This window comes from Pseudomonas sp. MG-9 (assembly GCF_018729515.1).
GTDB classification, from domain to species: Bacteria; Pseudomonadota; Gammaproteobacteria; order Pseudomonadales; family Pseudomonadaceae; genus Aquipseudomonas; species Aquipseudomonas serboccidentalis.
The window spans coordinates 124,917-151,481 of the sequence record NZ_JAHHZH010000011.1 but is presented as its reverse complement, the minus strand read 5'-3'; the positions used below and the strand labels follow the sequence as shown (position 1 = coordinate 151,481).

Annotated in this window: 23 protein-coding genes; 14 read left to right on the top strand and 9 right to left on the bottom strand. The window is 60.8% G+C overall.

The window, feature by feature from the left end; all coding sequences use genetic code 11:
* The first annotated feature begins 22 nt into the window (after positions 1 to 22).
* The gene (locus KKQ10_RS25540) at positions 23 to 295 is read left to right on the top strand and encodes a hypothetical protein (protein WP_215502670.1); all 273 of its coding nucleotides are present in this window, start codon (positions 23 to 25) and stop codon (positions 293 to 295) included.
* Positions 296 to 350: 55 nt separating this feature from the next.
* On the opposite strand, the gene KKQ10_RS25535 is transcribed toward KKQ10_RS25540, so the two are convergent.
* Entirely contained in the window at positions 351 to 554 is a 204-nt protein-coding gene (locus KKQ10_RS25535; RefSeq protein ID WP_215502669.1) for a hypothetical protein, read from the bottom strand.
* A 243-nt stretch (positions 555 to 797) separates the two neighbouring features.
* Between KKQ10_RS25535 and KKQ10_RS25530 the strand changes: the two genes are divergently transcribed.
* The 5 genes from KKQ10_RS25530 (at position 798) to KKQ10_RS25510 (ending at position 7,689) form a co-directional block, all read left to right on the top strand.
* Positions 798 to 2,552 carry an L-lactate permease gene (locus KKQ10_RS25530; RefSeq protein ID WP_215502668.1) on the top strand — a complete coding sequence of 585 codons (1,755 nt, stop codon included), beginning with the start codon at positions 798 to 800 and terminating at the stop codon, positions 2,550 to 2,552.
* Between the two features lie 277 nt (positions 2,553 to 2,829).
* Complete coding sequence (gene paoA, locus KKQ10_RS25525) at positions 2,830 to 3,453, top strand: aldehyde dehydrogenase iron-sulfur subunit PaoA (protein WP_215502667.1); 624 nt, start codon at positions 2,830 to 2,832, stop codon at positions 3,451 to 3,453.
* Positions 3,450 to 4,406, top strand: coding sequence for an FAD binding domain-containing protein (locus KKQ10_RS25520; protein WP_215502666.1), 957 nt, complete (start codon positions 3,450 to 3,452; stop codon positions 4,404 to 4,406). The genes paoA and KKQ10_RS25520 overlap by 4 nt, the downstream gene beginning before the upstream one ends.
* Positions 4,403 to 6,598, top strand: a complete 2,196-nt coding sequence (paoC, locus tag KKQ10_RS25515) for an aldehyde oxidoreductase molybdenum-binding subunit PaoC (RefSeq protein WP_215502665.1) — start codon at positions 4,403 to 4,405, stop codon at positions 6,596 to 6,598. The genes KKQ10_RS25520 and paoC overlap by 4 nt, the downstream gene beginning before the upstream one ends.
* A 197-nt stretch (positions 6,599 to 6,795) precedes the next feature.
* Positions 6,796 to 7,689 (top strand): LysR family transcriptional regulator, encoded by an 894-nt coding sequence (locus KKQ10_RS25510; protein WP_215502664.1) that lies wholly within the window; start codon positions 6,796 to 6,798, stop codon positions 7,687 to 7,689.
* Positions 7,690 to 7,693: 4 nt separating this feature from the next.
* Here the strand turns inward: KKQ10_RS25510 and KKQ10_RS25505 are convergent, their stop codons facing one another.
* Entirely contained in the window at positions 7,694 to 8,653 is a 960-nt protein-coding gene (locus KKQ10_RS25505; protein ID WP_215502663.1) for an aldo/keto reductase, read from the bottom strand.
* 112 nt (positions 8,654 to 8,765) lie between these two features.
* Between KKQ10_RS25505 and KKQ10_RS25500 the strand changes: the two genes are divergently transcribed.
* Positions 8,766 to 9,539, top strand: coding sequence for an alpha/beta hydrolase (locus KKQ10_RS25500; RefSeq protein ID WP_215502662.1), 774 nt, complete (start codon positions 8,766 to 8,768; stop codon positions 9,537 to 9,539).
* A gap of 257 nt (positions 9,540 to 9,796) precedes the next feature.
* Positions 9,797 to 10,663, top strand: a complete 867-nt coding sequence (locus KKQ10_RS25495) for a CAP domain-containing protein (RefSeq protein WP_127651726.1) — start codon at positions 9,797 to 9,799, stop codon at positions 10,661 to 10,663.
* Between the two features lie 126 nt (positions 10,664 to 10,789).
* On the opposite strand, the gene KKQ10_RS25490 is transcribed toward KKQ10_RS25495, so the two are convergent.
* Positions 10,790 to 11,422, bottom strand: a complete 633-nt coding sequence (locus tag KKQ10_RS25490) for a Vgb family protein (protein ID WP_215502661.1) — start codon at positions 11,420 to 11,422, stop codon at positions 10,790 to 10,792.
* Between the two features lie 41 nt (positions 11,423 to 11,463).
* On the bottom strand, positions 11,464 to 12,675 hold the full coding sequence (locus tag KKQ10_RS25485; protein ID WP_215502660.1) for a winged helix-turn-helix domain-containing protein: 1,212 nt from the start codon (positions 12,673 to 12,675) through the stop codon (positions 11,464 to 11,466).
* Positions 12,676 to 13,191: 516 nt separating this feature from the next.
* Between KKQ10_RS25485 and KKQ10_RS25480 the strand changes: the two genes are divergently transcribed.
* Positions 13,192 to 13,623 (top strand): nuclear transport factor 2 family protein, encoded by a 432-nt coding sequence (locus KKQ10_RS25480; RefSeq protein ID WP_215502659.1) that lies wholly within the window; start codon positions 13,192 to 13,194, stop codon positions 13,621 to 13,623.
* A gap of 692 nt (positions 13,624 to 14,315) precedes the next feature.
* Here the strand turns inward: KKQ10_RS25480 and mqo are convergent.
* Positions 14,316 to 15,962 (bottom strand): malate dehydrogenase (quinone), encoded by a 1,647-nt coding sequence (gene mqo / locus KKQ10_RS25475; RefSeq protein ID WP_215502658.1) that lies wholly within the window; start codon positions 15,960 to 15,962, stop codon positions 14,316 to 14,318.
* A gap of 535 nt (positions 15,963 to 16,497) precedes the next feature.
* On the opposite strand from mqo, the gene KKQ10_RS25470 reads away from it, so the two are divergent.
* From KKQ10_RS25470 to KKQ10_RS25460, 3 genes are all read left to right on the top strand, one after another.
* The gene (locus tag KKQ10_RS25470) at positions 16,498 to 16,929 is read left to right on the top strand and encodes a nuclear transport factor 2 family protein (protein ID WP_215502657.1); all 432 of its coding nucleotides are present in this window, start codon (positions 16,498 to 16,500) and stop codon (positions 16,927 to 16,929) included.
* 161 nt (positions 16,930 to 17,090) lie between these two features.
* Positions 17,091 to 18,329 carry an AAA family ATPase gene (locus KKQ10_RS25465; RefSeq protein WP_127651732.1) on the top strand — a complete coding sequence of 413 codons (1,239 nt, stop codon included), beginning with the start codon at positions 17,091 to 17,093 and terminating at the stop codon, positions 18,327 to 18,329.
* Positions 18,326 to 18,832 carry a hypothetical protein gene (locus KKQ10_RS25460; protein ID WP_215502656.1) on the top strand — a complete coding sequence of 169 codons (507 nt, stop codon included), beginning with the start codon at positions 18,326 to 18,328 and terminating at the stop codon, positions 18,830 to 18,832. The genes KKQ10_RS25465 and KKQ10_RS25460 overlap by 4 nt, the downstream gene beginning before the upstream one ends.
* Before the next feature lie 42 nt (positions 18,833 to 18,874).
* Here KKQ10_RS25460 and KKQ10_RS25455 read toward each other — a convergent pair whose 3' ends face one another.
* On the bottom strand, positions 18,875 to 20,488 hold the full coding sequence (locus KKQ10_RS25455; RefSeq protein ID WP_215502655.1) for a methyl-accepting chemotaxis protein: 1,614 nt from the start codon (positions 20,486 to 20,488) through the stop codon (positions 18,875 to 18,877).
* A 188-nt stretch (positions 20,489 to 20,676) separates the two neighbouring features.
* Between KKQ10_RS25455 and KKQ10_RS25450 the strand changes: the two genes are divergently transcribed.
* Together KKQ10_RS25450 and KKQ10_RS25445 are read left to right on the top strand one after the other, a co-directional pair.
* Complete coding sequence (locus KKQ10_RS25450; protein WP_007962425.1) at positions 20,677 to 20,991, top strand: DUF2388 domain-containing protein; 315 nt, start codon at positions 20,677 to 20,679, stop codon at positions 20,989 to 20,991.
* Between the two features lie 68 nt (positions 20,992 to 21,059).
* Complete coding sequence (locus KKQ10_RS25445) at positions 21,060 to 21,482, top strand: hypothetical protein (protein WP_502941669.1); 423 nt, start codon at positions 21,060 to 21,062, stop codon at positions 21,480 to 21,482.
* On the opposite strand, the gene ligD is transcribed toward KKQ10_RS25445, so the two are convergent.
* From ligD to KKQ10_RS25430, 3 genes are read right to left on the bottom strand one after another with little or no spacing between them, the layout of a single operon-like run.
* Positions 21,483 to 24,083: a DNA ligase D gene (ligD, locus tag KKQ10_RS25440; RefSeq protein WP_215502653.1), complete on the bottom strand. Its 2,601-nt coding sequence runs from the start codon at positions 24,081 to 24,083 to the stop codon at positions 21,483 to 21,485. It abuts the gene before it with no gap.
* Positions 24,084 to 24,100: 17 nt separating this feature from the next.
* Complete coding sequence (locus KKQ10_RS25435; RefSeq protein WP_215502652.1) at positions 24,101 to 25,054, bottom strand: methyltransferase; 954 nt, start codon at positions 25,052 to 25,054, stop codon at positions 24,101 to 24,103.
* Between the two features lie 10 nt (positions 25,055 to 25,064).
* Positions 25,065 to 26,444: an iron-containing redox enzyme family protein gene (locus KKQ10_RS25430; RefSeq protein ID WP_215502651.1), complete on the bottom strand. Its 1,380-nt coding sequence runs from the start codon at positions 26,442 to 26,444 to the stop codon at positions 25,065 to 25,067.
* Positions 26,445 to 26,565: the final 121 nt, after the last annotated feature.

The window sequence follows — 26,565 nt, the reverse complement described above, 5'->3', positions numbered from 1 at the left end:
ATTCTCGAATGGAGAAAATGCCATGAGTCACTACGTCGCCCTGAATGTGCGTTTCCCGGTGTTCGGCAGTAACTACTACGACCAACACGCCGTGTCGCACAAAGCTGAGGCACTGGTGTTCAACGAAAATTTCGAAAATCTGCTGATGCCCGCCGCGACCCATCATTTCAGCAATGAAGTGGTCGGCATCAACGATCAGTTCCGTTTTCTGAGCGACATTCTCGCCACCCATTTGCTGGACATCGAGGCCGCCGTGCCTGCGCGATCCAGCGTCCGGGCGAGCGCTCACTTTTAATTCGAAGGCTAAACCAAGAGGGCGTCCCGTGGCGGGACGCCCTCTTGGCGTTCAATCAGTCATCATCCCGATCACGGTAGTAGCGACGCCCGTCGCGGCGGTCATCGCGGTCATCCCAGCGCCGGTCATGATCGTAATAGCGGCGGTGATCGAGGTCGTAATGCCGGCCATAGTGGTGGTCATCATCAAAGTCCGCCACACAGCCGCCGAGCAATACGGCGGCGGTCACGGTCAGCAGCATCGTTGTTGCGCGCTTCATTCAACACTTCCCTAAAACCAAGGTTTTGACGACGGAATCGGCCACGCTGCCCGCGCCTTCATGACGCTTTACGGACAGCCGCAGATACGACCGGGCAAAACGCCGTTGATTCAGTGGCCACTATCGACCGTTTGTCGCCCTGTCCGCACTGCCCGAGCGGCGGCGAAATGCCACCTATACTCCTTGCAACCAAGCCCCATGCAATGGATCTGCGCCCTCAATAACAACAAGCAGAGGTGGACCATGGTCTGGCAGCAAATCTACGACCCGTTCGGCAACCCGGTGATCTCCACGCTCATGGCCGCCGTACCGGTGGTGGTGATGCTCGCGGCGCTGGCGTTCTTTCACGTCAAGGCGCATCTGGCCGCCCTGCTCGCCCTCGCTTCGGCGTTACTGATCTCGATCTTCGCCTTCGGCATGCCGGCAAGCATGGCCGGTTCGGCGGCGTTGTTTGGTGCGGCCAATGGCTTGCTGCCGATCGGCTGGATCGTGCTCAACATCATCTTTCTGCATCGCCTGACCACCGAGAACGGCTCGTTCAAAGTGCTGCAGGATTCACTGGCGCGGATCACCGACGACCGCCGTTTGCAGTTGCTGCTGATCGCCTTCTGCTTCGGTGCGTTTTTTGAAGGCGCGGCCGGGTTCGGCACACCGGTGGCGGTGACCGGGGCGATTCTGATCGGCCTCGGTTTTTCGCCGTTGGCCGCGTCCGGTCTGGCGTTGATTGCCAACACCGCCCCGGTGGCATTCGGCGCGCTCGGCACACCGATCATCACCCTGGCCAAGGTCACCGGGCTGGATGAGATGGAGCTGTCGATGATGGTCGGTCGGCAGTTGCCATTTTTCTCGGTGCTGGTGCCGTTCTGGCTGATCTGGGCATTTGCCGGGTGGCGCAAGATGCTCGAAATCTGGCCGGCGATTCTGGTAGCCGGGGTCAGCTTCGCGGTGCCGCAGTTCCTCGTGTCGAACTACCACGGCCCAATGCTGGTGGACGTGATTGCCGCGCTGATTTCCATGGCCTGCCTGACCCTGTTTCTGCGGGTCTGGAAACCGGCGACGGTGTACACCTCGGCCGCCCTGGCAGGTCGCGTCGACAACTCCCGGGTCGAGGAAGAAAAAGTCACCGCCAGCGCCACGTTCAGCGATCAGGCGCGCCCGGCGGTGATGCGTGCGTGGATGCCGTGGATCATCCTCACCGTGTTCGTGTTTGCCTGGGGCACTCAGGGCTTCAAGAACATCTTTGACGTGCGCCCGGCGCTGGACCCGGTGACCCATTCCGTCAAACTCGATCCCCAAGGCAAACCACTGAACGAGGCCAACCCGATTTTTTCGCCGGCGCTGACCTTCACCACCCTGCACCTGCAAGTGCAGAAAGTCCCGCCGGTGGTGCCGGCGCCGAAAGCCGAAGAAGCGATCTACAAATTCACCTGGTTCACCGCCACCGGCAGCGGCATTCTGCTGGCGGCGATTGTCGGCGGGCTGCTGATGGGCTATTCGATCCCGCAATTGATCAAGCAGTACCTGCGCACGTTATGGGTGGTGCGGTTTTCGCTGATCACCATTGCCGCGATGCTGGCGCTGGGCTTCCTCACACGTTACTCGGGACTCGACGCGACCATGGGCCTGGCGTTTGCGGCGACGGGCATTTTCTATCCGATGTTCGGCACGTTGCTCGGCTGGCTGGGTGTCGCGTTGACGGGTTCGGATACGGCATCAAACGTGTTGTTTGGCGGTTTGCAGCGGGTGACCTCGGAACAGCTCGGCATCAGCCCGATCCTGATGGCGGCAGCGAACAGTTCCGGCGGGGTGATGGGCAAAATGGTCGACGCGCAATCGATCGTGGTCGCCTCCACCGCGACCCGTTGGTATGGGCATGAAGGCGAGATTCTGCGCTACGTGTTCTTCCACTCGATTGTGCTGGCGATCCTGGTGGGTGGGCTGGTGACGTTGCAGGCGTATGTGGCGCCGTTTACCTCGATGGTGGTTGGCGGGCATTGAGGTCGGTCATGACGCCCTCTTCGCGAGCAGGCTCCCACAGTTGAAATGCATTTCAATTGTGGGAGCAAGTCGAATCGTCGCACCGCCCCTCCCACATTTGGCTACATGTCGCTCAGCAGACTCATGAGCCATGCGCATAACTCTATAGCGCAAATCCGCAAAAACCTTTTCCCCTCCGCGCAGGTCATTCCAAGAACGAGACCGGCAAGCATGCCGGCGCGCCCGACTGGGCCTTTCAATCCCTGCCGTCCTGATTAAGCCAGAGAGGAATCGAAGCATGACGATTTCCCGACGTAGATTCCTGATCCTCGGTGCCGTGACCGCCACGGCATTCGCGATGCCGCCTTTCATTAGCCTCAAGGCCTACGCGGCCAGTCTGGAGCAACCGGCCATGGCCAAAGTGACGATCAACGTCAACGGTAAACCCCAAACCCTTGAAGTCGACAACCGCACCACCCTGCTCGATGCCTTGCGCGAGCACCTGCACCTGACCGGCAGCAAAAAAGGCTGCGACCACGGTCAGTGCGGCGCCTGCACGGTGATCGCCGATGGGCGGCGGATCAATGCCTGCCTGACCCTGGCGGTGATGCACGACGGCAGCGAGATCACCACCATCGAAGGCCTCGGCATGCCCGACAACCTGCACCCGATGCAGGCTGCGTTCATCAAGCACGACGGCTACCAGTGCGGCTATTGCACGCCGGGGCAGATCTGCTCGGCGGTGGCGGTGCTCAAGGAAATCCGCGAGGGTATTCCCAGCCACGTCAGCCCCAGCCTGACCGACGCGCCGCAACTGATCGCCAGCGAATTCCAGGAGCGCATGAGCGGCAATATCTGCCGCTGCGGCGCCTATTCCAACATCATCGAAGCCATCACTGAAGTCGCGGAGGTGCCGGCATGAGACCGTTCAATTACAGCCGCGCCGACTCCCCCGCCGCAGCCGCAGCGCTGGCGGCGCAGGTCGAAGGCGCGAAGTTCATCGCTGGCGGCACCAACCTGCTGGACCTGATGAAACTCGACATCGAAACCCCGCTGCACCTGATCGACATCAACCATCTTGGTCTTGACCAAATCGAAGCCACGCCCGACGGCGGATTGCGCATCGGCGCACTGGTGCGCAACACCGATCTGGCCGCCGACAGCCGCGTGCGCAAGGACTACGCGCTGCTCTCCCGCGCCCTGCTCGCCGGGGCCTCGGGCCAATTGCGCAACATGGCAAGCACCGCCGGCAACCTGCTGCAACGCACCCGTTGCCCGTATTTCTATGACGTCAATCAGGCCTGCAACAAACGCCAGCCCGGCAGTGGTTGCGCGGCGATTGGCGGGGTCAGCCGGCAACTGGGGCTGATCGGCGTCAGCGACGCCTGCATCGCCACCCACCCCAGCGACATGGCGATTGCCATGCGCGCCCTCGATGCACAGATTGAAACGGTCAAGCCGGACGGCAGCACCCGCAGCATCGCCATCGCCGATTTCCATCAGCTCCCGGGCAACACGCCGAACATCGAAACCAGCCTCACGCCCGGCGAGTTCATTACCTCAGTGACCCTGCCTGCCCCGGTCGGCGGCACGCACCTTTATCACAAGGTGCGTGATCGTTCGTCATACGCCTTTGCCCTGGTGTCGGTCGGTTTGATCCTGCAAAAGGACGGCAGCGGTCGCGTGGCGGTCGGTGGTATTGCGCCGAAACCATGGCGGGTCGAAGCCGCCGACGCGTTGCTGCCCAACGGCGCGAAAGCCGTGAGCGAACGCCTGCTCGACGGCGCCACGCCGACTCACGACAACCAATTCAAACTGACCCTGGTCGAGCGCACGCTCGGCTCGGTGTTGGCGCAAGCGAGGGATGAAGCATGAAATTCGACACGCCCGCCACCACCAACCCGATCGACCAGTTGAAGGTCATCGGCAAACCCACCGACCGCGTCGAAGGCCCGCTGAAAACCAGCGGCCAGGCTCCGTACGCTTACGAGCAGCATGACGCCGTGGCGAATCAGGCCTACGGCTTCATGGTCGGTTCGGCCATCGCCAAGGGCCGCATCAGCCACATCGATCTCAATGCGGCCGAAGCCGCGCCCGGCGTGCTGGCCATCGTCACCGCCGCCAATGCCGGCAAGCTCGGCAAGGGCCAATACAACTCGGCACCGCTGCTGGCCGGGCCCGAGGTGCAGCACTATCACCAGGCCGTTGCGCTGGTGGTCGCCGAGACCTTCGAACAGGCCCGCGCCGCCGCGCAAATGGTCAAGGTCGATTACGTCGCGGCCAAAGGCCAATTCGAACTGGCCAACGTGCGCGACCAGGGTGTCGAAGACGACGAGTTGCCCGACGTCACCCACGGCGATTTCGACTCGGCCTTCGCCGCCGCGCCGGTGCAGTTCGACCAGACCTACACCACCCCCGATCAGTCCCACGCGATGATGGAGCCGCACGCGACACTGGCCGCTTGGAAAGGTGATCATCTGACCCTGTGGACCTCCAACCAGATGATCGCCTGGAGCGTCGGCGACATCGCCACCACCCTCGGTTTGCCCAAGGAAAACGTGCGCCTGATCTCGCCGTACATTGGTGGCGGCTTCGGCGGCAAACTGTTCATCCGCGCCGACGCGATCCTCGCCGCCCTCGGTGCGCGCCTGGCCAATCGCCCGGTGAAAGTCGCCCTCGCCCGCCCGCAAATGGCCAACAACACCACCCACCGCCCCGCCACCATCCAGCGCATTCGTCTGGGCGCCACCGCGGACGGCAAGCTCAGCGCCATCGCCCACGAAGGCTGGTCGGGCAACCTCAAGGACGGCAAGGTCGAAGTCGCCGCGCAACCAAGTCAGTTGCTCTACGCCGCGCAAAACCGTCGGGTGACCATGCGCCTGGCGCCGCTGGATCTGCCTGAAGGCAACTCCATGCGCGCGCCCGGTGAAGCGCCGGGGCTGATGGCACTGGAAATCGCCATGGACGAGATGGCCGAGCAGCTCAAGCTCGACCCGATCCAGTTCCGCATCCTCAACGACACCCAGGTCGATCCGGTGAAAACCGAACGTCCATTCTCCCAGCGGCGCCTGATCGAATGCCTGCAGACCGGCGCCGAGAAGTTCGGCTGGAACCAGCGCAACGCCACACCCGGCAGCCGTCGCGAAGGTCGCTGGCTGATCGGCATGGGTGTCGCCGCAGCGATCCGCAACAACCTGCTGCTCAAATCCGGCGCCCGGGTGCGGCTGGAGCGCGACGGCAAGGTCACGGTGGAGACCGACATGACCGATATCGGCACCGGCAGCTACACGATCATCGCCCAGACGGCGGCCGAGATGATGGGCGTCGGTCTTGCGGATGTCAGCGTGCATCTGGGCGACTCGACCTTCCCGGTATCGTCCGGCTCCGGCGGCCAGTTCGGCGCCAACTGCTCGACCGCGGGGGTCTATGCCGCGTGCATGAAGCTGCGCGAAACGGTGGTCAGCAAACTGGGCATGAGCGGCAGCGACATCGAGTTTGCCGACGGTCAGGTCCGCGCCGGCGGCAAGACCCTGCCGTTGCGTGATGCTGCCAAAAATGGTGTGGTCGAGGCCGAGGACAGTATCGAATTCGCCGACCTCGCCAAGCAGTATCAGCAGTCGACCTTCGGTGCGCATTTCGTCGAAGTCGCGGTGGACGCGGCGACCGGCGAAGTCCGCGTGCGGCGCATGCTCGCGGTGTGCGCGGCGGGGCGGATTCTCAACCCGAAAGCGGCGCGCAGCCAGGTGATCGGGGCGATGACCATGGGCGTCGGCGCGGCGTTGATGGAAGAGCTGGCGGTGGACAAGCGGCTGGGCTTTTTCGTCAACCATGACCTGGCCGGATATGAGGTGCCGGTGCACGCCGACATCCCGCATCAGGAGGTGATATTCCTTGACGAGACTGATCCGGTTTCGTCACCGATGAAAGCCAAAGGTGTGGGGGAACTGGGGATTTGCGGTGTGAGTGCGGCGGTGGCAAATGCGATCTACAACGCCACCGGGGCGCGGGTGCGCGAGTATCCGATCACCCTGGACAAGATTCTCTCGTCGTTACCGCCGATGATCTGATCCCCCGCACCCCTCCCCTGTAGGAGCTGCCGCAGGCTGCGATCTTTTGACTTTAACTTCTCAAGCAAGAGCAAAAGATCGTCCGATCGCGGCCCGAACCTGCGGCAGCTCCTACAGGGAACTTGCGTCACTTTAGCGAGCCGGACTGTTCAGATAATCAACTAGAATTCGAAAGAACTTATGCAGGACACTCATCAATGCTTCGAGAAAACGCCAGTGACCTGCTCGCCTTCCTCGCCGTGGCCCGCGAGCGCAGCTTCACCAAAGCGGCGGCCAGACTCGGCGTCTCGCAATCGGCGCTCAGCCATACCATCCGCGCCCTCGAAGCGCGCCTTGGCCTGCGCTTGCTCACCCGTACCACCCGCAGCGTCTCGCCCACCGAGGCCGGCGACCATTTGCTGCAGACCATCGGCCCGCGTTTCGAAGAGATCGAACTGGAACTGGCGGCCCTGAGCAACCTGCGCGAAACCCCGGCTGGGCGCATCCGCATCAGCGCCACCGACCATTCGCTGAACTGGCTGTTGCGCCCGGTGCTCAAGGGCTTCCTGCCGCAGTATCCCGACATCGCCGTGGAGGTGATCTGCGACTACGGTTTCGTCGACATCGCCGGGCAAGGCTTCGACGCCGGCATTCGCCTCGGTGAAGACGTGGCACAGGGCATGATCGCCACCCGCATCGGCCCGGACATGCGCATGGCGGTGGTCGGTTCTCCCGCCTACTTCGCCAACCGCACGCGGCCGCAGACGCCGAGGGATCTGACCCAACATGCCTGCAACAACCTGCGCCTGCCCACCAATGGCGGGCTGTACACCTGGGAGTTCGAGAAGAACGGCGAAAGCCTCAAGGTGCGGGTGTCCGGACAAGTCACGCTGAATGGTGTTTATCCGCTGCTCGACGCCGCACTGGATGGTTTCGGCCTCAGCTACATCCCGGAAAATATTGTCGCGCCGTATCTGGCCGACGGGCGTCTGTTGCAAGTGCTGGCAGACTGGTGTCCGACGTTTGCCGGTTATCACCTGTATTACCCGAGCCGACGTCAGGCAGCGCCGGCGTTTGCGCTATTGCTGGAGGCGTTGCGTTATCGCGGGTAAGCGCCTATTCCAGCAGCGCGATCAATTGATGACGCTGCGCATCCGTCAGCATCAGCCCGAACCCTGCGCCGGCATTATCGGCCATGTAGCGCGGATTGCCGGTGCCGGGAATCACGCAAGTCACCGCCGGGTGCGACAGCAGAAACTTCAGCGCCAGTTGCGGCCAACTGTTGACCTGCACGTCCGAGACCCAGGCCGGCAACGGTTTGCCCTTGAGCCGCGCGAGCAACCCGCCACCGCCGAACGGCCGATTGCAGATCACCGCGACCCCGCGCTCGCGGCACAGCGGCAAGATGCGTTTTTCCACGCCACGGTCATCGAGGGCGTAGTTGATTTGCAGGAAGTCGAGCTGTTCGGCCTTGAGCACCGACTCGACTTCGTCGTAGGCCGAGGGCGTGTAATGGGTGATGCCGATGTAGCGGATGCGCCCCTGTTCTTTCCATTCGCGCAGGGTCGGCAGATGGGTTTGCCAGTCCAGCAGGTTGTGGATCTGCATCAGGTCGATGCGTTCGGTGCGCAGCAGACTGAAGGATTGTTCCATCTGCGCGATGCCTTCCTTGCGCCCGCGGGTCCATACCTTGGTGGCGAGAAATGCCGGCGAGCGCGGTTCGTGGATCGACAGCAGTTCGCCGGTGGTTTGCTCGGCGCGGCCATACATCGGTGAGCTGTCGATCAGCGTGCCACCCTTTCTGAACAGCTCGTCGAGCACCGCGGGCAGTTGTCTATAAGCGGTTTCACCGGGCGCAACGTCGAAGCCGCGATACGTGCCCAGGCCCACCATGGGCAGCGGCTCGGAGCTGGAAGGGATGGCGCGGGTCTGCATGGTCTGGTCTCCTGCCTGGCTCGGCGAAGTGGCAGTCGGCGTCGTGGCAGTGGCCAACGCCCGGTCAAAGGTCAGGACCGCCGAAACCCCGGCAGCCAGCGTGAGCAATCGGCGACGGGAGCAACCCTCAGTGTGGCGCATGCTGGTTCCCCTGCTGCGTGAATCTGTTGCACGTTGTGTGCGACGGCGGCCTGCCCGGTCCGCTGGACTACACTGCGACGGCGAACACCCGCGCCCCGTTAAAGTTAGCCGAATGTCCAGAATCCTGATGTCACTCGTCGCCTTGATCATCACCCTGTACGTGTTGCTGTGCGTTGCGCTGTTCGTGTTTCAGCGTTCGCTGATCTATTTCCCCCAGCCTGACAGCGCCGTCGCCACGGCGGATTCGCGGCTGAAACTGGCGATGCCGGATGCCGATGTCTGGGTGACCGTTCGCGAGCACGCGGGGCCCAAGGCGCTGATCTACTTTGGCGGCAATGCCGAGGACGTGTCGCGCAACCTGCCGGCGTTCAGCGACGCCTTTCCCGAGTACGCGGTGTATCTGCTGAACTACCGGGGTTTTGGCGGCAGCGGCGGCGCGCCCTCGGAGGAAGCGATTGCCGAAGATGCGTTGGCATTGTTCGATCAGGTGTACGCCAGCCATCCACAGATTGCCGTGATCGGGCGCAGCCTGGGGTCCGGGGTGGCGGTGCGGCTGGCGAGTCAGCGCCCGGCGACCCAACTGATTCTGGTGACGCCGTACAACAGCCTCGCAGAAATCGCCGTCCGCCAATACCCGTGGTTTCCGGTGAAATGGTTGCTCAAGGATCGTTTCGAGTCGGGCCGCTATGCCGCGCACATACAAGTGCCGACCTTGCTGCTGGCGGCCAGCGATGACGAGGTGATTCCCCGTGCCAGCACCCAACGGCTGCTGGAGCATTTCCCCAACGGTGTGGCGACGCTGCGGGTGGTGCCGGACGCGGGGCACAACTCGATTTCCGAGCGGGTGCAGTATCTGCAGTGGATGGGGGATGTGCTCAATCGTTGATAGGCATTCGTATGGACTGGCCTCTTCGCGAGCAAGCTCGCTCGCACCTTGGCAATGCATGCCCCCTGTGGGAGCGAGCCTGCTCGCGAAGAGACCAGTGCGGGCAACACAAAATCCAGGCATGCCCTGCCCTTCATCAACCCAGCAAAAAAGCCTTATGGCCATCATGAACCAAGTGCAAAAAGCCCAGTCCTAGTGGCGCCACATACTGCGGCCGCCCACTTCAGCACTGTCCTTTTCCCAGAGCCTGCCGTCCCATGCGCCATGCCGTTCGCTCAACACGCTTCGTATCGCTGTGCCTGCTGATCCTTACCCCGCTGTTCACCGAGACCGCCCACGCCAGTGAAGAGCGGCAACTGGTGGCTGCCATCAACGACTACCGCGCCCACCCGCAACGTTGCGACCGGCGTCCGGCACAACGTCTGGCGCCCCTGGCGTTGAAATCGAATCTGGCACTGCCGATCGGCTATGGCTACGGCGGCGGATTGCGCGAGACGCTCAAATCGTCCGGGTATTCGGCCGTGGCCGTGCGCAGCATCCGTATTGTCGGCGCCGAAGACGCCGATGAGGCATTCGACAGGCTGCAAGACCGTTATTGTGGCGCACTGCTTGACGCCCAATACGCCGACATCGGCATCAGCCGTTCCCGGGGTGAATGGCAAGTGGTGCTGGCGCAACCGGTGCTCGACAGTCGTGTCGGCGACAACCGCAGCGTCGGTAAAGCCCTGCTCGCCGAGGTCAACGCCGCCCGGGCACGCCCACGGATGTGCGGACGCCAGCGTTTCGCCGCCGCCCGCCCCTTGAGCTGGAACCCGGCACTGGGCGCCGCCGCACAGGGGCACAGCAAGGCCATGGCCTACGGCAACTATTTCGCCCACCGTGACCCGGACGGCGACATGCCGGCGGATCGCGCCCGGGCGGCGGGTTATCGGGGTCGGCAGATCGGCGAAAACATCGCCGCCGGCCAGAGTTCACCGGGCAAGGCGATGGCCGGGTGGCTGGCCAGCCCCGGGCATTGCGCCAACCTGATGAACCCGATGTTCACCCAGGTCGGCGCCGGGTTTGCCAGTGAGGCGCGCAGTGATGAGGGGGTTTACTGGACGATGGTGTTTGGCGCGCCTTGATTCGCCTGGGAGATTTTCACTGGAGCTACTGGCCCTTTCGCGAGCAGGCTCGCACACATTGGTTCAGCGTTAACCGGTGAAAATGTGCGAGCCTGCTCGCGAAAGGGCCAGCACAAACACCATCAATCACTTGGGCCGACGCACCGCCCGCAATCGCCCACTCCCCCCGCCGCCGCAATAAAACCGCTCACCGCCATCCGCTTCCAACCCGGAAACGCCGATCCCTGCGGGCATCATCAGGCTTTCCAGCACCTCGCCATCTTGCGGATCGACCCGACGCAATTCAATTTCATCACCCTCCCAGGTGCCATGCCACAACGCACCGTCAACCCAGGTCACCCCGGTGACAAAACGGTCTGACGTCAGCGTGCGCAAAACCTCGCCGGTCTCCGGATCGACCTGATAGATCTTGCGCTCGCGATACTGGCCGATCCACAGCGAGCCTTCGGCCCAGGCCATCCCCGAATCGTTACCGCCGCCCGGCGCCGGGAGGGTACTGAGCACACGACCGGTGGCCGGGTCGATTTTCTGGATGCGGCTGTCCGCGATCTGGAACAGATGCTGGCCGTCGAACGCGGTGCCGGCGTCGGCGCCGACCTTGAGCGTGCGCACGGTTTCACCGCTGGCCGGGTCCAGCGCATTGAGCTGGCCGTCGCTGGCGAACCACACTTGCTGGCCATCGAAGGTCACGCCGTGGACACGTTCGACGCCTTCGAACGGGCCGTACTCACGAAGGATTTCTGCCTTTGCCTGTTTCATGATGCCTTCCTCGCTGGTGGGTGAGTCTGAGTGAGTCCAGCCTAACCATTGCCCAACGCCACCGGGAGTAACAAGATCGTCGCGAAACCCGGCACCGGCGGCGTGGTCCAGCGCCGCGCACGGCCGACGCCAAACCACTGCACCTTTTCCGCCAGCGCCAGCGCTTCCAGTGAGCGCTGCACTTGCCGCTGGCTGCTGCCCAACGCCAGGGCCAGCGCCGAACTTGACCAGGCTTCGCCATCGGCGAGCAAGGCCAGCAGCGCGGCGTGTTTGTCCTCGACCGGCAAAGTGAGCAACGCCACGTCATCGGCCGCCAGGGCAAAACCGCGCGCGGTCGCGACGATCCGCGCCAGCGGCTGCAACGCCGAACGCAACCGGCCGATCTCCACCCGCAGGCGTGCACGATGGGAATCGTCACTCAGTTTCAAGCGAAACGCCTGGGCGATCAGCGCGTCTCTCGGCACATCCGCCGGCCACGCCTGAGCCAGCATCCGCAGCAGACTGAACAGCACCGGCCGGGTCGCCAACGCCACTGTCATCCCGGCGCCGCGCACGCTGTAGCGACAGGCGTCGACCACCAGCGTCGACGAGGCGAGCAGCGCTTCAACCTGCGCAAGCGTCACTGTTTGAGACTGGCCAGAAATGATTAATCGCGCCGCTGGAGCATCGAGCATTTGCAGGGCATGTTCGATTTCTGCCGTCAGCGCCGGGATAGCGGCCTGCTGCGCCGCCCGTTGCGCACGTTCCAGCGCCGCCCGCGCCGTGTGCGCCTGCACCTGACGCAGCGCGATCCCTGCTGTCAGCAACTCGTGGACGGCGCGCAACGACGGAGGCCACGGCGCGGGATCCAGCTCCGCGAGCAGCGCCTGCGCCGCATCGAGCTGACCGATCAGCAGCAAACGACGGATCTGCAAATACCGGGCGTGCGCCGCATTCAGGTGATCGGCGTGATCAAGCAAGACTCGCCGCGCGGCCTCCAGCGCTTTCACCGGCCAGCCCAGATCCCGCGTCGCCAGCGCCACTTCAGCCTCGGCCACCACACAGCGCGCCCGCGACAACGGCTCATTGGCGCCGAACGCCTTGACCGCCCGCTGCAGCAACGCTCTCGCCCGGGACAAATCCCCAAGCTGAGCCATGGCAATACCACGCAGGGCCAGCGCAGGCGGGTCTTCGCGCAGGGCGACAAGCTTAAGTGCGGCCAGCGGATCACCCGCCGCAAGCGCACGGCCGGCGGCGTTGATCAACGAGTCCATGACAGATCAGGCACAGTGAACATTCCCGGGATTGGATATCCCGGTTTAGTTCAGTTCGCAGGTGGGCACCAGTGCAGTGTGATGCGAGAAATGACAAAGCAGCAGAAACAGACGCGCCCTTCCACAAAAAAAGGGCGCCGGAGGTCGCTGTTGGAACGGCCGGGGGTCAGACCGGAGAAATCGTCGCGAGCATTCCGATCAGAATGGTCAATGTCAGAAACCCACCCAGGAAAATCGCCATCTTGTTCATGCTGCTCTCCTCAATGCTGAGCTTGCGGTGCACCGGGCGCTTCGGGATGAAGGGCTGCCGCGGGTAACCGAACTGCAGGGGTATTTTGAGCGCCTGACTGAACCGGTAACAGAGGCAGATTCAACAGAAAAATACGGATCAGATGCCAATCTGATCTGCTCCGGCCATGACCCGGTATTCAGATCGCCCCACAAAGGTTCGCCCTCGGCCGCTTTGATCTAGAGTCATTGCCGTCGCGTGAAGAACAACAATCCCAGGAGTGGCCCATGTCCAAACTGAACCTGCACCCCAACGCCGCCGAATCTCTGCAGCGCTGGCACGAAATGATCCGCACCGGCAACCTCAAGGCCCTGCCCGAGCTGCTCGACCCGAACGCGCTGTTCCGCTCGCCCATGGCCCACACGCCCTACCCCGGCGCGCAGGTGGTGACAATGATCCTCAACACCGTGTTCAACGTGTTCGAAGACTTCAAATACCACCGCAAACTGGCGACTGCCGATGGCTTGAACGTGATTCTGGAATTCAGCGCGAAAGTCGGCTCGAAAGAACTCAAGGGCGTCGACATGATTCGCTTTGATGAGCGCGGGAAGATTGTCGAGTTTGAAGTGATGGTGCGCCCGCTGAGCGGCTTACAAGCGCTGGGGGAAGAAATGGGGCGGCGTCTCGCCGCCTATCTAGCGAAAGCGAAACCTTTGTAGGAGCTGCCGCAGGCTGCGATCTTTTGACTTTGATCTTCAAAAACAGATCGCTGGCAGTTCCAATCAAAATGGCGACACAAAAAAGCCCACTGACCGTTCCAGGCTCAGTGGGTTTTTTAATGAAAAATCTTATATTCGATATCCTTCATTTGTAATTAGGAAATGAAGAAAAATTATAAAAACCTGTCAGATTTTACAGGTGAACGAAAGAGAAAAAATAATTAACCTGAGGTTCAATCATTGGGAAATTCGCTGGTATGCGGGTTCCCGGGAGATGCTAAATTCCTATAAGCAAGGAGAGATGAAAATGGAATTCAAAGACCAAGTTGGCAACAGACATGAGTCAGGCGTACCAAAACCTACCCTCAGCCCGGGTGCCCCAAATGAATTCAATCGCAGCCCATCACCTCAGTTGCACAGATGCACCTGTATTTGCGAAGCTTGTAAAAAAGACAGGGGCAATAGCACTGGCAGAGACGCAATATATTCACAGTGGCATATGCACGATCCTATCTATCCATAAAGACCATCAGATACTTATCGCGCGTACGATCAATGCCTCGTGAGACAAAAAACCGATAGGAGACACCCTCGAACGGGTGAATTGGCAGGTCGACTCCGATTTGTACTGCTCAAAAAAAAGCCCACTGACCGTTACCGATTCAGTGGGCTTTTGTGTGTCTGGCGTCTAGTTACAGGGCCATGTCACGTGCAGCGTTTTCCTTCGGCGCTTCAGCTTTTTCAGCTGCAGGTGCTGCCGGAGCAACAGCCTGACCAATCACCGGAGGGGTTGGCAGTTCGAGGATCTTGGCGGTGTACGCCCACTCTTGTGCCACTTTGGCCGGATCGTTGTTCAGCTGGGTGCCGTAGCTTGGAACGATCTGGTGCAGCTTGGCTTGCCACTCAGGGGTCGCGACTTTGTCTTTGAAGACTTTCTGCAGCACGCTCAGCATGATCGGTGCAGCGGTCGATGCGCCTGGCGATGCGCCCAGCAGACCGGCGATGGAGCCGTCTTGTGCGGCAACGATTTCGGTGCCCAGTTTCAGCACGCCGCCAGCGGCTTCATCACGCTTGATGATCTGCACGCGTTGGCCGGCTTGCCACAGGCGCCAGTCTTCGGCTTTGGCGTTCGGGAAGTATTCCTTCAGCGCGTTCAGACGGTCTTCATCCGACAGCATCAGTTGACCGGCCAGGTACTCGACCAGCGGGTATTCCTTGATGCCGACCTTGGTCATCGGCCAGATGTTGTGGGTGGTGGTGCTGGTCAGCAGGTCCAGGTACGAGCCTTCTTTCAGGAACTTGGTGCTGAAGGTCGCGAATGGGCCAAACAGGATGACGCGCTTGCCGTCCAGGACACGGGTGTCCAGGTGCGGAACCGACATCGGCGGTGCGCCCACCGAAGCTTTACCGTAGGCCTTGGCCAGGTGCTGCTCGGCGATGGCCGGGTTATCGGTCACCAGGAACGAGCCGCCGACCGGGAAGCCAGCGTATTCCTTGGCTTCAGGAATGCCGGACTTCTGCAGCAGGTGCAGAGCGCCGCCACCGGCGCCGATGAACACGAACTTGGCGTCGGTTTCGGTCTTGGTGCCGTCTTTCAGGTTTTTGTAGCTGACACGCCAGGTGCCGTCGGCGTTCTTGGTGATGTCTTCGACTTCACTCGACAGCTTCAGGTCGAAGTTAGGCTTGGTCTGCAGGTAACCGGCGAACTGGCGGGTGATTTCACCGAAGTTCATGTCGGTACCCAGCGGGCTCCAGGTGGCCGCGATTTTCTGGTTCGGGTCACGCCCTTCCATCATCAGCGGGACCCACTTCTTGATCACAGCCGGGTCTTCGGAGTACTGCATGCCGGCGAACAGCGGGCTCGCCTGCAGGGCTTCGTAGCGCTTTTTCAGGAACTTGATGTTGTCATCACCCCACACGAAACTCATGTGCGGCGTGGTGTTGATGAACGAGCGAGGGTTCTTCAGAACGCCTTGCTGAACCTGCCAGGCCCAGAACTGACGGGACACCTGGAACGCTTCGTTGATCTCGACAGCTTTCGGGATCGTCACGTTGCCTTTGTCGTCTTCCGGGGTGTAGTTCAGCTCGGCCAGAGCCGAGTGACCGGTACCGGCGTTGTTCCAGCCGTTGGAGCTTTCCAGGGCGACGCCATCGAGGCGCTCGACCATTTGCATCGACCAGCTCGGTTCCAGCTCATTGATCCACACACCCAGGGTGGTGCTCATGATGCCGCCGCCGATCAGCAGAACGTCGACTTTCTTTGCTTCTGCAGCATTGGCAGACGACATCCCCATCGCCAAAGCCAGCCCCAGCAAGGCTGTGTTCACTTTCTTAAACATCCGTTGCACCTATGATAAAACGCCTTCCGCCCGCCGCTGTTGTGGGTATGAGAGCCTTTTGTCGCGACACTCAGGCCAGGGTCGCGGGCACCTTCACACTGCAATTTTGACGGGTGGGCACACAAGGCCGATGTACCGCATCGACCTCAGTTAATGTCCCTTCTGAACTGACTTCTTATCATTATTGGCTTCAGCTACTTGAGCGACAGGGATTCCGTCAGCCCGCCCAAAAGGCAGGCAAACCGAATAAGGTCAAACCAAGTTGGCGCGAAGAATATCACGTCAGGGCAAACCCGCGCGTCTGTTCCCGACTTGAGAGTCTTTTTCTGCTCTGGGTCTTATCGGCTGCCAAAGGCCGAACATGATCCGGTGAGACTCTGATTGAAGCCTTTTAACCCTTCCAGTTTAGCGCCCTTGTGACGGAAAGCCTGGAACGGCTGCCTGAACAATCCAAAACCTGCTACGTTGTACGATGACTGATGATGAGCAGTCAGGTGATCAGTCATCAACCCCATAACTACAAGGAAACAGCCCCATGACCAGGACCCGACTTCTGATCGGATTTCTCTGCACCTTCTGCGGTTACACCATGGCTGCCCCTGCCCCGGCAGAAAAAGATGTCGCCCAAGCGGTCGATCATCTGACCCAGGCGATGCTGCACAAAAACATCCCCGAGTTGAACGCCCTGACAGCCGACAACCTGACCTACGGCCACTCCAACGGCAAGATCCAGGACAAAAAAGCGTTCATCGCCGACATCGAAACAGGCAAAAGTGCATTCAAGACACTTGAAATGCAGAACCAGACCATCACCCTTTCTGGTGACACCGCACTGGTGCGTCATCATTTTTCGGCGCAGGCACTGAAAGGCACAGAGGTGGTACCGACGGAGATCGAGAATTTCCAGATCTGGCAGAAGCAGCAAGGAACGTGGTTGCTGGTCGGGAGACAGGCGTACAAATTCTGACTGATGTGTAGCACTCCGCCGATTTGAATTGGCGGAGCTTTTATTCTTAGGAGAAAAGCACGTTCCGCCGGCAAGCTTCACGCATTTGCCCCTCCCGTTTGCTTAACGCCCTGATATGCTGCACAGCTGTACCTGCCAAGCTATTTCTCATGGAGTGTTCAATGACCCGACTACGCGTCAAGCATTTTGGCCCTATCCGCGATGGAGTTGAGAATGACGGTTGGATAGAGTTCAAACGCGTGACCGTATTCGTGGGCAATCAGGGCTCCGGGAAAAGCACGCTGGCCAAGCTGTACTCAACCTTTTCGTGGATAGAAAAGGCTTTGGTGCGCGGGGATTACGAACAAAAATGGTTTGAACGAAAGAATAAATTCATCAAACCCTTTTTGACTTATCACAGGCTAGAACACTACATCTCTGACTCCTCAGAGATCGAATACGAAGGTGAGGCCTTTTCCATTCGCTACCTGCGGGGCCAACTACATATCACTGCTTCGAAGGGCGGAAATTACCATCTGCCTCAGATTATGTATGTGCCTGCTGAGCGCAACTTCATCTCGTACGTCAGACACCCTCGCGAGCTGAAATTATCCTCTGACTCGCTTAAGGAATTTCTGACTGAGTTCGATGCAGCCAAAGCCAATATGAAGGGCACTCTGTTATTGCCTATCAACCAGGCAGAACTCGAATACGACAAACTGAACGACCTCCTCAATATTCGTGACTCCGATTACAAGCTCAGATTGGCCGACGCCTCCAGTGGATTTCAATCTGCTGTGCCATTGCATTTAGTAAGCCATTACCTGGCCAATGCTGTTCAAGTACACAGTGAAGAGCGACAGGAGAACATGAGCGCCGAAGAACTGGATCGCTTCAGAAAGGAGGTCGTACAAATATTTTCTATCGATTCTCTGACGGAGGAACAGCGGCGTATCGCTCTCTCCGCTCTCTCGTCCAGATTCAACAAGTCAGCGTTTATCAATATAGTGGAAGAGCCGGAACAAAATCTTTATCCGCAGTCGCAATGGAGCGTTTTGCAGAGTCTCCTGCAGTTCAATAATCAGGGAGAGAACAATCGTCTGGTGATGACAACCCATAGCCCCTATGTGGTTAATTACTTGACGATTGCCGTACAAGGCAAACATCTGCAGGACAGCATTCACAAGAAAAAACGCGATAAGGACCTCCTCCCTAAACTTGCCACGGTTATCCCTTTACATGCTTTGGTGGACATCAACGAGTTGGCAATTTACCAAGCAGATGAAAAAAACGGATCAATCAAGACGCTGCCGATAGTTGATGGCATCCCTTCCGATGACAACTTTCTGAACAGATCCTTGCAAGAAGGCAATGATCTATTTGACGCACTCCTCGATATTGAGGAGGAGCTGAAAGGGTGAATTTTCTTGATACTCGCTGCCAGACAGGCCCGTTTACTGATGCCGAATTTGGAATACGTGACGATCAAGAGTTTCCCGTAGCCTATGTTGACGCCGGAAACCGGGCAACATGGGTAGCGTCCGTAGTAAATCCCCTCCAAAGATCGGTTGTATTTACCGCGATTGACAAATGCGTGATCAAAGACGGAGAGGAAAAAGGTCGGGAGCGCTGTGACTGCATGCTGAATACCGAAGACGCCTTGTACTTGGTGGAGCTCAAGGATCGAGCTGGAAGTGGCTGGCAAAGCCAAGGAATAAAGCAATTAGAGTCGACTATTAAATTTTTGATTGCAGCACACGGCGAACAATTCTTGGCTAGCTACCATCCCAAAATAGCGTACGTCTGCAACAAAAAATCCCCCTTCGTTAAACCAGAATTCAACGCGAAGAATCTTTTCTCGAAATACAATTTCAGGCTGAAGATTGAGGCCGCGATAAAGGTCCGGCGAAAGGCGGATCAGTGATCGATATGCTCAGTTCGTCGTGAGCAAACATCCACATTCGCCTCACAACCGAAACCGATCCACCGACAGCGCCAACGCCCCCGCCAGACTCGACAATTCATCCGTGGTATTGGCCGTCTGCCCGATCACCTTGCTGTTGCCCTCGGACATGCCGGCGATCATTTCCACCTGATGGGCGATTTCGTTGCTGGCCTGGCTCTGCTCGCCGATGGTGCGGGTGATGTCGTTGACCAGTTGTGTGGTGCTGAGGGTGGCGTCGAGGATCTCGCGGATCGCCCGTTCGACTTCGGCCGTGACCGCCATGCCCTTGTCGACCTGAGCCACGCCGGCCTCCATGCTGCTGACCGCCTCGCGGGTGCTGTGCTGGATGCGCGCGACCATGGCGGCGATTTCCTGGGTTGAGGCACTGGTGCGTGCGGCCAGACTGCGCACTTCGTCGGCGACCACCGCAAAGCCCCGGCCCTGCTCGCCGGCTCGCGCTGCTTCGATGGCCGCGTTGAGCGCCAGCAGGTTGGTCTGGTCGGCAATGCTCTTGATCACTTGAATGATGTTGAAGATGCCTTCGGATTCCTGATCCAGCGTACGGATCACCTGCGCCGACTGCTGCGCCGAGCGGGCGATGTCGTCCATGTCGCTGACCACCTGATGGATCACCTGCCCGCCGCTCTTGGCCAGCGACTCAGCCTGATTGGCCATGCCCAGCGCACGTTCGGCGTGGCGGGTGATTTCCTCGATGCTGGCAGTCATCTGGCTGGCGGCAGCAGCCATGGTGCCGGCGGCGGCGCTTTGCTGCTGACTGCTGTCGGCCACCTGATGGCAGCCCTGGCTCAGTTGCTCGCTCATGCCGCTGACGCCATGGGCGTTGCGTCGCACCGCGTCGATCATGTTGCGCAGATCGCGCTGCATGGTCGCCAGGCTGCGAATCAATGTGCTGGCTTCGTCCTTGCCGGTCGGTTCGCTGATCGGCTCGCTGAGGTTGCCGTGGGCGATGCTTTGGGCGATGTGGTTGGCGGACTTCAGCGGCCCCATGATGCTGCGGGTCACCCAGCGCCCTTGCGCCAATAACAGCAACAGGCTGGCGAGCAACACCGCACCGAGGGCGATGTTGGCACTGCGGATGGCGCTTTCGGTGGCCTGACTGGTGTCGCGGGTATTGCTTTCGATCAGTTCGCTGAGCGCGGCCATCTGCTCTTCGAGGTGACTGAACGCCGCGTTGAACGTACCCAGTTCCCGCTGGGCACTGTCCGGGTTGTCCAGTGCCAGGCCGACAATGCGCTCGGCCGCCTCGATGTAGGTGTCCAGGCTGGGCTTGATCTGTTCCAGCGCAGCCTTGAGCGTCGGGTTGACCGGCAGTTTGAGGTTTTCATCCAGCACTTCGCGAAAGTGCGTCGCGTGCTCGTTGATCGACTCCCGCACCTCGGACGCCGTGCCGGTGCTTTTGCCCAGGCCCGCCAGCATCGCCGAGTACACATCGGCACGCAGCGCATCGTGCATCATGTCGGCTTCCATATGATTGCGCAGCGCGGTCATGCTCACCGCGTTGTCGTTCACCGCGCCGGACATCCGCGTATTCCCCACATAGCTGACCAGACTCACGATCAGCGCCGTCAGCAGGCTGGTTGCAATCAGCAACAGCAAACGCAATTTGATCGACACCGTGGGTTCCTCCTGAGGCTCGCTGGAATGCGCCTGTCAGGGTTTCAGTTAAGCCTATTTGGGCAAATGCGCCGCCCCAGAGCGTTTCAGCAAGTATCCTTGCGCTCGAATGGAACTCCGGCAAGCGGCGCCCCTCTGAGATTATGTAGTCCTTCCTTTTTGCTTCGCGCTTGTGGAGGAACACCGTCATGCGCAAGTTAGTGCTCATTTCTTCTCTCCTGCTGTGCCTCCCTGTCGGCTCGGCTCTGGCTCGTGTCGATGCCGGAGACGTCGCCACTTCGGCGGGTGTGTCCGCCTCGCTGTACTCGACCTTCAAGGATCACAAAATGGTGATCCCGGCACGCGACGACTTGTCCGCATTTGTCGCCAGCGGCGGGGCCATCCGTGGCGTTTATCTTGAGTCGGTACTGCAACAGGTGCGCCACGACAACCCTGGTCTGAACGCCAGCGATGAGGACCTCGCCAACGCGATTCTGGTGCATTACGAAGGCCTGAATCAGTAGCTGTCACGGATGCGGCGGCCGATGGACGGCAGCTGAAGGCGCATAGGCAAAACGGTCCGACGGCCTCTATGATGGAGGCCATGACGACTCTTGCGCCCCTTGCGCCTTTGCGCTCACCCTGCCCGCCCGGCGCCTGCGATTGCGGGCGCGAATCGTTGCTGGAGACGCCCGGCACGGATCTACGCATCCTTCGTCTCACGCGCGAGCAGGAAAAAATCCTCCTCGCGCGCCTGGAACAACTACAGGACCTCGCCGACCTGCGGCACCTGCAGAACCGTATGTACGAGCAGTTAGGCGTACGTGTGGAAGTCGCCCCGGGATTTCATGAAGTGCGCACCATGCTTGGCATCGACATTCAGATCGCGGAGCTGCCGGGGATGTGTCGCAAGACGCGCAAGTCGATCCCCGCAGCGATTCGTCGGGGCCTGAACAACCACCCCGAAATCGCCTTCGAACTGCTCAACGCCCACGACTTGCTGCGCGACACCTGATCACTTTTTCATGCCAACCCGCTTGCGCATCTCGGCCGTGATGCTCTGGCGGGTTTTCTTCATCTCGGCCCACGGCTCATCGCCGACCTCGTTCAGACGCTCATGGGCATTGCTGATGTTCCACTGATTGCCGCCCTTGATCTCCGCCACCTCGTCACGAAACAGCGGCACCGACACCGGCAACCCTTCACGGGTGCGCGCCGCGTAGGCACAAATGGTGGTGGCACCCAGACCGTTGCGCAGGTAATCGATGAAGATCCGCCCGACACGGTTTTTCGGCCCGGACACCGCTGAAAACCGCTCCGGCAAGAGGTTCGCCATATGGCTGACGATCGCGTGGCTGAAATCCTTGACCTCGTCCCAGCCATGTTTGCGGGTCAACGGCACCACCAGGTGAATACCCTTGCCGCCGCTGGTCTTGAGGAACGCCTTGAGTCCCAGTTCATCGAGCACGGTCAGGGTCAACGCGGTGGCTTCGACCATGCTTTTCCACGGCAGCGCGGGGTCCGGGTCGAGATCGAGGACGAATCGATCAGGCTTGTCCAGATCGACCGTGGTGGCGTTCCAGGTGTGCAACTCGACCGTGCTCATCTGCACCGCACCAATCAGCGCTTCGGCGTTGTTGATCAGCATCACCGGTTGGCCGATGACGTCTTTGTCCAGCGTGGTGATGCCGGGAATCGCCAGGCGCTCGGCGTTTTTCTGGAAGAACAGTTCGCCGGCAATACCGTCCGGCGCCCGCACCAGCGCCACCGGGCGATCCTTGAGTTGCGGCAGAATCCATTCGGCAACACTGGCGTAATACTCGGCCAGTTGCATCTTGGTGGTGCCACTGACTGCATCGATCACCCGATCGGGGTGGGTGATGCGCACCTTGCCGCTGGCGAGGCCAAGCTGCGACGGTGCCGGTTCGCTGGTCTTCGAAGGGGTGGTTTTTTTTGCTGAAGGTGCCTTTTTCGATGGGCTGGCTTTGGCTGACGTCTTCACGGTTTTCGCTCGCTCCTCGGTAATGGCCCTGGCCGGTTTGTCATTGCGCAAACCATGGAACACGGCGTGACGCACCGAGCCGTCCTTGGTCATTTCGGCGAACGCCACTTCTGCCAACAGGCTCGGCTTGAGCCAGTGCACGCCTTTGGCGTCGAAGCCACTTGGCGGATTGACCACCGTGGCCTTCTTCACCTGCAACGGCTTGAGTTGGGCGAGGATGCTTTTCAGCGTCGCTTCGTTGAACCCGGTGCCGACCTTGCCGGCGTAGCGCAGCTCGCCGTTGTCACGATCATGCAGGCCCAACAGCAAGGCACCGAAGGCACTGCGCGCGCCTTGCGGATCGGTGTAGCCGACAATCACGAATTCCTGCCGATGCTTGCACTTGAGCTTGATCCAGTCGCTGCTGCGCCGCGACACGTAGGGTGAGCCAAGGCGTTTGCCGATCAGCCCTTCCATCTGCATCTGGCAGGCGCTGTTGAGCAGCGCGTCCGGGGCTTCGTCAAAGGCTTCGGAGAAGCGCAGCAAGGGCTGCTCATGCCCACCGAGCACCGTGGACAGTGCCGCGCGGCGCTCCTCGACCGGCACCTCACGCAGGTCCACGCCGTTGAGGTACGGCAAGTCGAACAGGTAATAGACGATGTTGCCGCTGCGCCCGGCTTCGAAGGCGTTTTGCAGCGCCTGAAAATCCGGCACGCCTTGCTCGTTGGCCACCACCATTTCACCGTCCAGCCAAGCCGATTCCAGCCCCAACGTGGCCAGTGCTTGCGCCTGTTGCGGCAGTTTGTGCGTCCAGTCGTGACCGTTGCGGGTAAACAGTTGCACCTCGCCGTGATCGATGCGCGCCATGATCCGGTAGCCGTCGAACTTGATCTCGTAACTCCACTGCCCTTCGGGTGCGCTGTCGACCAGGGTCGCCAGCTCCGGTTTGAGTTGCGCCGGGAGCTTGGCCTTGCGCGCACCGGTGAGCGTCCCGGACGCGGCTTTGCGCGGTTTGGCCGGGGCCTTTTTCACGGGTTTGGCTTGCTCGGCGGCGAGCCTCGGTTTGCTGATCAGGGTTCGCTCGCTGAGCACGCTGTTCGGCTCCGCGCTGAGCACATCGTAGTCGTCTTGCGGGCGGGCGGCGCTGTCCTGATGCTTGATCAGGAACCAGTTTTCCTTCTTGCCCGGCATGTGCGTGCGCACCAGGTTCCAGAGGCCGGACAGCTTCTCGCCCTGCAGCTCGAACTTGAGTTTGCCCTTGGCGTAGGCCTTGGCCGGGTCTTCCAGCGGGATCCACACGCCACGATCCCAGACGATCACATCGCCGGCGCCGTAATGCCCTTCGGGAATGCTGCCCTCGAACGTGGCGTAATCCAGCGGATGGTCTTCGACATGCACGGCCAGGCGCTTGACCTTGGGGTCGAGCGACGGCCCCTTGGGCACTGCCCAGCTCTTGAGTGCGCCATCGAGTTCCAGGCGAAAGTCGTAATGCAGATGCGACGCGTCGTGCTTCTGGATGCAGAACTGCAGCGCATGCTCGGTGGCCTTGCTGCGGGCACGGCGCTTGACGGCGGCGGGCTCTGAGGTCGCCGAGAAATCGCGCATGCGGTTGTAGTCGTCGAGGTTCCGGTTCATGGCGCACCTGCCTTGTTTCAGCCCATGCGGGTCACGGTCAGCGCGACCACGGCGATCCGGTCCACACGCTGGTAACCGGGGTTCAACAACTCTTCACCGAACACGTCGGGGTCCAGTTCACGATAGGTCCAGCCGAATCGCGTCGAGTCCAGCCGTGGCACCACGGTGTCGAAAAACGGGTCGCGACCGTCGACCATCGCCACGCCGGTGTACAGCAGCAACGAACCACCGGGCGCCAGTCGATTGAGGGCCTGCTCGACGATGCGCAGCGACAACCCGGCACCGAGTGAGCCACCGCCATGCCGGTAGGCACGTCCGGCCGGGTCGGCCATGTACGGCGGGTTGGCGACAATCAGGTCGAAGCTGCCGTCAATGCCCTGCAGCACATCGCTGGCCTGCAACTCGACATTGGCAACCTCGGCCAATGCCGCGTTGATTGCGGTCAGGCGCAGCGCGGCGGGATTGATGTCCACCGCCAGCACTTCGGCTTCACGTCGCGCGCGGGCAATCAGGATCGCACCGACGCCGGCACCGCAGCCGATGTCCACGGCGCGCTGAATCGGCGCGAAGTTCTGTTGCAGGTGCGCGTGAATCAGCTGTGCGAAACGGTAGGTGTCCGGGCCGAAAAACACCGAGTCGGCGGCGTCGGTGGGAAACCCCGAGTGGACGAAGAGCAAGTCATCCAGACTCGACCAGCGCACCCGGCTTTTCAAGCGGCCGTCGTAGACATCGATCACTTGCGCCTCCTGCAATTGCCGCTGTTCGTCAGCAGACAACAACCCCGGCTCGAACGGACGCGACCAGCCGAAGACGTCGCGCAGGGTCTCGGCGGCCTGCCCCTCATCTCGCTGGTTGACGCGTTGATGGGTCAAGGGCGTCGGCGTGATGAAACGGTAGCCGTCGGCCTGCAAGCGTCGGCCGAGTTGCAGCAGCGTGAGGTCGTTGGCGGACAGTTGTTCTTCCTGATTCATGGGGATTTCCTTAGCGCAGACTGGATTTGAGTTCGATGAAACGGCGCGTCGCCAACAGCCCCGCCGGGTGGGCGTGACGGGTTGGCGCCAGCCACGGGATCAGCGTTGCCATTTGCCCGTGACCGTCCTGGCCTTGCAGGGCGGCGGTCAGGCGTTGCACATCGGGATCGTGTGCGGGCACGGCGGCGTCGGGAGTCGCGACCTGACGGCTGCGTCGTGGCGCCTTGCGTGGGTCGGATGGCGTCCAGTCACCGGCAATCCAGTCGTGCAGCAGCTGTTTTTCATACGGGCTGAACACGCCGAACATTGCCGCACCGTCACCGTCGATCAACTGCCAGAAGCGACTGGCCTGTGGGTCTTGGTTGCGTTTGATCCAGCCTTTGTCCTGCATCGCCTGCAAAAATCCGGGCAGTTGCTCGGGCGTGGCCAGCCACTGATTGACGGTTTTGCCTTCGAAGCGGCAGTAGTCCGAATGCATGTGCTGGCCGAACGGACGCTTGCGTTCGAGCATCGCCAGCACTTCGTGTTCCAGGTCAAAGCTCTCGATGATCGCGCGGCTGCCCTGCCCCAGATCGTTGAGTCGATAACCCAGCGACACCCGGCGCAGGAATTCGCCGCGATCGGCTTCCAGTGGCAGCAGGTCGAGCACTGACTGCACGGCTTTTTGCGCATGGCCGGTGCTGGCGTTATCGATGGTCACGTGCAGCGTGAAGTAGTACGGATCGATGCCCAACTCGCTGAGTTCATAGGCACTGATCAGCAAGTGCAGCGGCAGTTGTTCATAGCCCAGGTTGTAGCCGATGACCTCCGGCAGAACGTTCTCGCCACAGGCACCGAGTGCCAGTTGCAGCGCGCCTTGCAGGTAGCGCTCATCCGTGATGGCGCTGGCGTCCTGCAAGCCATGTTCGGCGAGCAGTTTGCGGTAGATCACCACATGGTTTTGCGCAGGATTGCCGTCGCCGAGTTCTTCCAGATAGGTGCACAGCAAGCCGTCAAAACGCGGGTCGCGCCATTGCGGCAACAATCCGTACAGCCACGCGCCATCGACCAGTTTGGTCGGCGCCACGGCTTGCAGAAAGTACAGCGCGTGAGCCTTGTTGCTGAAGAACTGGCGCGGCCCGCCGGCCTGGCGCTGTTGCAGGTACTCGGCATATTGCCGGGCAACCTCGGTGCAGCGTTGAGCGACCCAGGCCTGCCAGGCAGACGGATCCTGCGGCAGCGCTTCGGGTAACTGCGCGGCACGCAGCAATTGTTCATCGAGAAAATCCTGCGCCAGGGTTTCAGGCGAATCCTCAAGCAGCAGTGCCTCATAAATGCGCCGCAGATCACCGTCGGCAATGATCGGCTGTTGCTGCGCGCTCGGCGCTTGCAGGGAAGTCAGGGCAGTCATGTCAATGTTCTCGGTCGGTTGGCCTGTCAGGGCGTTGCTTCACGCCTCTACAGCAGCAGAGCAACCGCTACGGAGAAAAATTCAATCGACATGAAAATCGCCCTGACGGACGGCCCGATCA